Raw genomic sequence first — 6,449 nt, 5'->3', positions numbered from 1 at the left:
CCACCCGCGGGCGCCCTCCACCGGGAGAGGAATACCGTCGAGGAGTGACCGCGCGTACCTCCACCGACGAGCAGGGCGCGCGGTCGATCGGCACCGCGGTCGCGATGGTCCTGGGCGGCTCGCTCTCGGTGCAGTTCGGTGCGGCCTTCGCGGCGCTGCTCTTCCCGCGGGTCGGCCCGCTCGGCGCCGTGACGATACGGCTCGTGGTCGCCGCGGTGCTGCTGCTCGTCGCCGTCCGACCGCGACTGCGCGGGCGCACCCGGGCCGACCTCGGCGTCATGATCGCGTTCGGACTGGTGCTGGCGACGATGAACGCCTGCATCTACGAGGCGATCGCCCGACTGCCGATCGGCGTCGCGGTGACGCTGGAGTTCCTCGGTCCGCTCGGCCTGGCGCTGGTCACCTCCCGGCGGCTGTGGGACCTGCTCTGGGTCGGCTGCGCGGCGGCCGGCGTCGTCCTGCTCGGCGGCGGCGCCACCGGCGGGCTGGACTGGGTGGGCGTCGCCTTCGCGCTCGGCGCCGCGGCGTGCTGGGCGGCGTACATCCTGCTCAGCGCGGAGACCGGGCGCCGGTTCCCGAAGACCGACGGTCTCGCGCTGGCGATGGCCGTGGGGGCGATCGCGATCCTGCCGCTCGGCATCGTGACGGCGGGCACGGCGATGCTGCACCCGGCGATCCTGGGCGTCGGTGCGCTCGTGGCGTTGATGAGCTCGGTCGTGCCGTACACGCTCGAGCTGTTCGCCCTGCGCCGGATCACCCCGCGGGTCTTCGGCATCCTGATGAGCCTCGACCCCGCCCTCGCGGCGCTCGCCGGGGTCACCGTGCTGTCCCAGCGCCTCGGCCTGTGGCAGGTGGTCGCCGTGGTGCTCGTCATGGTGGCCAGCGTGGGCGTGACCGCGCAGGCCGGCCGCCGCGCCAGGAGGGTCGACCGCCCGGAGGTCGAGGCGAACAAGTACCTGGGCTGAGCCACCGGAGGGGTTTACCGAATCGTGACCGAACTCCCCTCGTACTGCCGGACATGGAACAGGTGTGGGCGCAACGGAGCCTGACCGGCGTAGCGACGCCGAGCTGTGGACGCAGGTCGCCAGGGACGACCCGTCCGCGTTCGGCGAGCTGTTCGAGCGCCATGCCGACGCCGTCTACAACCACTGTTTCCGGCGTACCGGCTCGTGGAGCACCGCTGAGGACCTCACGTCGGCGGTGTTCCTCGACGCCTGGCGTCGTCGCCGGGAGGTCAGCTTGACCACCGAGAGCCTGCTGCCGTGGCTGCTCGCCGTCGCCAACAACGACGTCCGCAACCAGCAGCGCGCCCTGTGGCGCAGGCGCCGGCTCATCGCGAAGCTGCCGGCGGCGGTCGTCCAGCCCGACCCGGCCGACGAGACCGCCGAGCGGGTCGACGACGAGCGGGCGATGCAACGGATCCTGCGCGTGTTCCGCAAGCTGACGCCGGACGAGCAGGATGCGCTCGCCCTGTGCGTGTGGGCCGAGCTCAGCTACGCCGACGCGGCCGTGGCGCTCGGTGTGCCGGTGGGCACGGTGCGGTCGCGGCTCGCGCGGGCGCGCCAACAACTCAAGAGACTGACCGGCGACCAGGGTGCGGTCGGCGACGCGCGCCCGACACCACCCAACGGGGTCAGGGGAGGAACGCTCCTATGACGATGACCGAGCTGCCGCCGGCGCGGCGGTTCCCCGCCGAGCGACGGGACGACACCCGGCGCCTGCTGGAGGACGCCGCACGCCTCTCGCTACGCCCGCGGCGGCGGTGGCTGACGCGCACGGGCGTCATCGCGGTCGCGGCGGCGTTGCTCACCACGGGCGGTGTCGCGACCGCCTACGTCGCGTTCCGTCCCGCCGAGCACACGACCGACGTGCGTTGCTACAGCAAGGTCGTCGACGAGCAGGGCGACGACTTCCCCGGCACGACCGTGACCACGCGGGGTGAGGGTCAGGCGGGCCGCACCGCGGACGCCGACCCGATCCAGGCGTGCACGGACATCTGGCGGCAGGGCGTGATCCGCCGCGGTTCCCGTACCGCGCAGGGCCCCGACGGCCGCACCCACCGGGTGCCCGCGCTCCAGGCGTGCGTGCTGGAGAACGGCACCGCCGCGGTGTACCCGAGCGGCGACCCCGACACCTGCCGCGCCCTCGGACTCCCGCGCCTCAAACGCTGAGGCGCGGGTCACGGTCGCGCGTCGGAGGCCGCCGGGGTGGGCCTCCGCCGCGCGACCACCATCCAGCACCCCGTTGCGGCGTCGGGTCAGGTCCAGCGGATCGACGTGGTGCGGTCGTTCATGTCGCCCATCACGGCGCAGCCGCAGTCGTGACTCATGCCGGAGAACCCCGCGTACTGGTAGTGCCGGCTGACGCAACCCTCGTAGGTGCGTGCCGAGGAGATCTCGTCGTCCATCGGGTCGCCGCGCAGGTCGGTGTCGGTGTACCGGCCGCCGTCGTTGCACGGGGTGGCCGCGACGTTGTAGACCTTGGTGCTTCCCTCGAACCGCGGGTCCTCGTACTCGATGCCGATGATCCGGTTCGCCTTCGCACCCCTGGCGCTCACCGCACGCGTGCCGCCGTCGAGCTGCTCCTGGGTGAGCTCGTTGGTGTTCGGCGCGATGTGGACCGCGCCGCTCGTGGCGTAGGCGACCGCCGCCGCGAGGCTGCGGAAGCACGTGACGTCGACGGGGTCGGGTGCGCCGTCCAGCGGCTGGGCGCGGACGACGCAGGAGGAGGCGGGGGAGCCCAACACGGGAGCGGCGAGCGCCGGGCTCGTCAGCCCGACCGCCAGCAGGGTTGCGGCCGCCACCGCGAGCAGCGGAAGTCGTAGCGTGCGCATCGTCGTCGTCACCTCTCGGGGCCAGGTCCGTCCGTACCACCGGCGGCCCGCAGGGAGGACCGCGGACCGCACACGCCCCGATGTCCCCCCGTTGCGTACCGCCTGAATGGCAGCTCGACGACGGTACGGTGCCGGCGGGTCCCGGCGCAACACCGCCGGTGCGGCGACCCCGCCGACCGCGGTGGCGCACCAGGCGGCATGCTGCTCATCCACAACTTCGCGGTGGGTATTGCTGCGGTCACTGTTCGGTGACTAGGGTCTGTCCCGCGGAACCCCTCCTGCTACGCGGCGCCCAGGGCGGCCACTGGCGGCGTTGTCCTCGCTCGCAAGTACGTCCAGTACGAGCTCGTCGTCCGCCGCCGCCATTGACCGCCCTGGACGCCGCTCGCGACGGAGCGGTCCACGGGACAGACCCTAGCCTCGCAGCGGGCTGGACGGGAGGGGGCGATGGACGCCGTCACGGTGGTCGAGGACGAGGTCCGCGAGCTGGTCCGTCGCCGTGGCCTCGATCCCGTGGCGGAGCCGGGTCTCGTCCGCTCGCTCGTCGACCAGGTGGTCGCCGACTACGGGGAGCGCAGTCTCGCCGGCGGCCTGCCCCGGCTGGGCGACGCCGCCGGCGTCTCGCGCAGCGTCTTCGACGCGGTGGCCGGGTTCGGCCCGCTGCAGCGCTACCTCGACGACCCGACGGTCGAGGAGGTCTGGATCAACGAGCCGGGCCGGGTGTTCGTCGCGCGGCACGGCCGCAGCGAGCTGACCACGACCGTGTTGACCGAGGCGCAGGTCCGCGACCTCGTCGAACGCATGCTGAAGAACTCCGGCCGCCGGCTCGACCTGTCGAGCCCGTTCGTCGACAGCGCGCTGCCCGACGGCAGCCGCCTCCACGTCGTCATCCCCGACGTCACGCGGGAGTCCTGGGCCGTCAACATCCGCAAGTTCGTCGTCGCCGCCTCGTCGCTCGACGAGCTCGTCGGGTTCGGCACGCTCACTCCGCAGTGCGCGCAGTTCCTCGAGGCCGCCGTGGCGTCCGGCCTCAACGTGATCGTGTCCGGGGGCACGCAGGCGGGCAAGACGACGCTGCTCAACTGCCTGGCCGCCGCGATCCCCGCCAGCGAGCGGGTGATCACGTGCGAGGAGGTCTTCGAGCTCAAGCTGCGCCACCTGGCCGACTGGGTGCCGATGCAGACGCGGCAGGCCAACCTCGACGGGCGCGGCGAGATCCTGCTGCGGCGCCTGGTGAAGGAGGCGCTGCGCATGCGGCCCTCCAGGATCATCGTCGGCGAGGTGCGTCAGGAGGAGTGCCTCGACCTGCTGATCGCGCTCAACTCCGGCATCCCGGGGATGTGCTCGGTGCACGCCAACAGCGCCCGCGAGGCCATCACCAAGCTCTGTACGTTGCCACTTCTTGCCGGCGAGAACGTCACGCATGCGTTCGTGACCCCGACCGTCGCGGGGTCGGTCGACCTCGTCGTGTCGATGGCGCTCGGCTCGGGCGGGCAGCGGTGGGTGCGCGAGGTCGTCGCGGTCACCAGCCGCGTCGAGGGCGATGTCATCGAGACCGCCGACGTCTTCGTCACCCGCGAGGGTCGCCTCGTCCGGGCCGACGGCTACCCGCCGCATCCCGACCGTTTCGAGCGGGCCGGTCACGACCTGCGTGCGCTGCTCGCGCCGCGGCGTCCGGCGCCGCCGACGGGGGTGCGGTGATGGGGGCCCTCGTCGGACTGACCTTCGGGCTGGGTGCGGTCCTGGTGTTCCTCGGCCTCACCACCCCGCCTCCGGCGCCGCGCGTGCGGCGGCACTCCCGCACCGCCGAGCTGCTGGCGCAGGCGGGGATCGAGGGCGTCACGCCGCGGCAGTTCGTCGCGGCGTCGGTGGTGCTCGGGGTGGTCGGCGGGCTCGGCATGCTCGCCCTGTCCCGGGCGTGGGTGGTGGCGTTGGCGTTCGCCGGCATCGCCGCGCTCGCGCCGCGGGCACTCGTCTCGATGCGGCGCCGTCGGCGCAGCACCGAGCTGCGCGAGCTGTGGCCCGAGGTCGTCGACAACCTCGCCTCCGCCGTCCGCGCCGGCATGTCGCTGCCCGAGGCGGTCGCGGGCCTCGCCACCCGCGGTCCCGAGACCCTGCGTCCGCCGTTCCTCCGGTTCGCGGAGGACTACCGCGCGACGGGACGGTTCGACGACTGCCTCGACCGGCTCAAGGAGCGACTCGCCGACCCGGTCGGCGACAGTGTCGCCGAGTCGCTGCGGGTCGCGCGTGCCGTGGGCGGCGGCGAGCTCGGCACGCTGCTGCGCACACTCTCCGGCTTCCTGCGCGAGAACGCCAGGACCCGCGGCGAGCTCGAGAGCCGCCAGTCGTGGACGGTCAACGCGGCCCGGCTGGCGGTCGCCGCGCCGTGGATGCTGCTCGGCCTGCTCGCCCTGCGACCCGAGGCGGTGGCGGCGTACGACAGTGCTGCGGGCGCCGTCGTCCTCGGCACGGGTGCCGGGGTGTCGATCGTGGCGTACCGGCTGATGCTGCGCATCGCCCGCCTGCCGGAAGAACGCCGGGTGCTCCGATGACGGGCACACGCGCGTGATGGCCGTGTACCCCGCCGCCCTCCGCCGCTCCGCTCCTCGCTCGGTGGTGCTGCGAGCCTGGTGTGTGCTCCGAACCGCTGCGATGCTCGCTTTGGAGGTCGGCTCATGACGGCCGCCGGCGCGCTGCTCGGTGTCCTCGCCGGCCTCGGCCTGCTGCTGGTCGTGCGCAGCGTGCCGCTGCGACGGCAGCCGACCTTCGACCAGCGGCTCGAGCCCTACCTGCGCGACGCCGTCCCGCCCTCTCGGCTGCTCGGCGACCACGCGAGCCGGTCGCCCTTCCCCGTGGTGCAGCGGCTGGCCGGGCCGCTCGTCACCGACCTCGCCGCCCGGGTGGAGCGGCTGCTCGGCGGCAGCGCCTCCGTACGCCGCCGGCTGCACCGCACCGGATCCGACCGCACGGTCGAGCAGTTCCGGATCGAGCAGGTGGTCTGGGGAGGTCTCGGCCTGCTGGTCGGTGCGGCGGCGAGCCTGCTGCTGCTCGTCACGGGGGTGGCCGACCAGGTCGTCCCGCTGCTCGTCCTCACGCTCATCGCCGCGGTGTCCGGGGTGCTGCTGCGCGACCAGGTGCTGACCCAGCAGGTGCGGCACCGCGAGGAGCGCGTCATCGAGGAGTTCCCGGCCATCGCGGAGCTGTTCGCCCTCGCCGTGGCCGCCGGCGAGTCGCCGATCGCCGCGCTGGAGCGCCTCAGCCGCACCGGTGACGGCGTGCTGCCCGCCGAGCTCGGCCGCACCGTCGCGGCGGTGCGCGCCGGAGCGCCGGTCACCGCCGCCCTGCAAGACCTCGCCGCCCGCGCCGGCGTGCCGGCGGTCAGCCGATTCGTCGACGGCGTCGTCATCGCGATCGAGCGGGGCACGCCGCTCGTCGACGTGCTCCGCGACCAGGCGGTCGACGTCCGCGCCGCGCGGCAGCGCGCTCTCATCGAGACGGCGGGCAAGCGCGAGATCGCGATGATGGTTCCCGTCGTGTTCCTCGTGCTGCCCATCACCGTGCTGTTCGCGCTGTTCCCGGGTTTCATCGGCCTCGACCTGTTCGTGCCATGATCGTT

At 73.5% G+C, this 6,449-nt stretch carries 7 protein-coding genes; 6 read left to right on the top strand and 1 reads right to left on the bottom strand.

Features of this window, described 5'->3' with window-relative positions:
• Window positions 1-104: 104 nt before the first annotated feature.
• The 3 genes from GEV10_12010 to GEV10_12000 all read left to right on the top strand — a co-directional run bounded on the left by GEV10_12010 (window position 105) and on the right by GEV10_12000 (window position 2,171).
• Window positions 105-965, top strand: a complete 861-nt coding sequence (locus GEV10_12010) for an EamA family transporter (GenBank protein MQA79179.1) — start codon at window positions 105-107, stop codon at window positions 963-965.
• A 64-nt stretch (window positions 966-1,029) separates the two neighbouring features.
• Window positions 1,030-1,656, top strand: coding sequence for a sigma-70 family RNA polymerase sigma factor (locus tag GEV10_12005; protein ID MQA79178.1), 627 nt, complete (start codon window positions 1,030-1,032; stop codon window positions 1,654-1,656).
• Entirely contained in the window at window positions 1,653-2,171 is a 519-nt protein-coding gene (locus GEV10_12000) for a hypothetical protein (GenBank protein MQA79177.1), read from the top strand. Before GEV10_12005 ends, GEV10_12000 begins: the two co-directional genes overlap by 4 nt.
• Window positions 2,172-2,257: 86 nt before the next feature.
• On the opposite strand, the gene GEV10_11995 is transcribed toward GEV10_12000, so the two are convergent.
• Window positions 2,258-2,833 (bottom strand): hypothetical protein, encoded by a 576-nt coding sequence (locus GEV10_11995; GenBank protein ID MQA79176.1) that lies wholly within the window; start codon window positions 2,831-2,833, stop codon window positions 2,258-2,260.
• Between the two features lie 447 nt (window positions 2,834-3,280).
• On the opposite strand from GEV10_11995, the gene GEV10_11990 reads away from it, so the two are divergent.
• From GEV10_11990 to GEV10_11980, 3 genes are all read left to right on the top strand, one after another.
• On the top strand, window positions 3,281-4,534 hold the full coding sequence (locus tag GEV10_11990) for a CpaF family protein (protein MQA79175.1): 1,254 nt from the start codon (window positions 3,281-3,283) through the stop codon (window positions 4,532-4,534).
• The gene (locus GEV10_11985; GenBank protein MQA79174.1) at window positions 4,534-5,385 is read left to right on the top strand and encodes a type II secretion system protein F; all 852 of its coding nucleotides are present in this window, start codon (window positions 4,534-4,536) and stop codon (window positions 5,383-5,385) included. The genes GEV10_11990 and GEV10_11985 overlap by 1 nt, the downstream gene beginning before the upstream one ends.
• A 123-nt stretch (window positions 5,386-5,508) precedes the next feature.
• Window positions 5,509-6,444 (top strand): pilus assembly protein TadB, encoded by a 936-nt coding sequence (locus GEV10_11980; protein MQA79173.1) that lies wholly within the window; start codon window positions 5,509-5,511, stop codon window positions 6,442-6,444.
• Window positions 6,445-6,449: the final 5 nt, after the last annotated feature.

The organism is Streptosporangiales bacterium (genome assembly GCA_009379955.1).
GTDB lineage: Bacteria > Actinomycetota > Actinomycetes > Streptosporangiales > WHST01 > WHST01.
This window is presented reverse-complemented; position numbering and strand designations above follow the sequence as displayed.

Excerpts from the sequence above, each read along its gene's own strand:
- GEV10_11990 (MQA79175.1), top strand. The coding sequence starts at position 3,281 with ATGGACGCCGTCACGGTGGTCGAGGACGAGGTCCGCGAGCTGGTCCGT.
- GEV10_12000 (MQA79177.1), top strand. The coding sequence starts at position 1,653 with ATGACGATGACCGAGCTGCCGCCGGCGCGGCGGTTCCCCGCCGAGCGA.
- GEV10_11995 (MQA79176.1), bottom strand. The coding sequence starts at position 2,833 with ATGCGCACGCTACGACTTCCGCTGCTCGCGGTGGCGGCCGCAACCCTG.
- GEV10_12010 (MQA79179.1), top strand. The coding sequence starts at position 105 with ATGGTCCTGGGCGGCTCGCTCTCGGTGCAGTTCGGTGCGGCCTTCGCG.
- GEV10_11985 (MQA79174.1), top strand. The coding sequence starts at position 4,534 with ATGGGGGCCCTCGTCGGACTGACCTTCGGGCTGGGTGCGGTCCTGGTG.
- GEV10_11980 (MQA79173.1), top strand. The coding sequence starts at position 5,509 with ATGACGGCCGCCGGCGCGCTGCTCGGTGTCCTCGCCGGCCTCGGCCTG.